The organism is Shewanella electrica (genome assembly GCF_022321485.1).
In the GTDB taxonomy this organism is placed as follows: domain Bacteria; phylum Pseudomonadota; class Gammaproteobacteria; order Enterobacterales; family Shewanellaceae; genus Shewanella; species Shewanella electrica.
Genome location: NZ_JAKOGG010000516.1, coordinates 1 through 254, shown reverse-complemented (window position 1 = coordinate 254; position 254 = coordinate 1). Strand labels below are relative to the sequence as shown.

The 254-nt window shown below is 47.6% G+C and carries 1 protein-coding gene; it reads right to left on the bottom strand.

The features are described from left to right. Window positions 1-192: universal stress protein (locus tag L9G74_RS24450; RefSeq protein WP_500142681.1), on the bottom strand; the 192-nt coding region annotated here is incomplete at its 3' end. Window positions 193-254: the final 62 nt, after the last annotated feature.

The window sequence follows — 254 nt, the reverse complement described above, 5'->3', positions numbered from 1 at the left end:
CGACAACGGAATCAGAGGTGAACCAGTGGTGGACCAGAGAAGATTTCGGAATTCACTTCCTCCGGAAGGCTTGGTGTGGACGATGTAGAGAGTGTCACCGTTGCTGATAAGATTGTCAATAGCCCATTTGAGAGCGATTTTGCTTCCTTTGGAAAAGTCCAAGGCAACCCCAATATTCCTATCACTGCTCATCGCTTCACTTTCGCCAAATCCTGGGTTCTGAATAACTCACTCACTCACTGTTCACCTTCGAG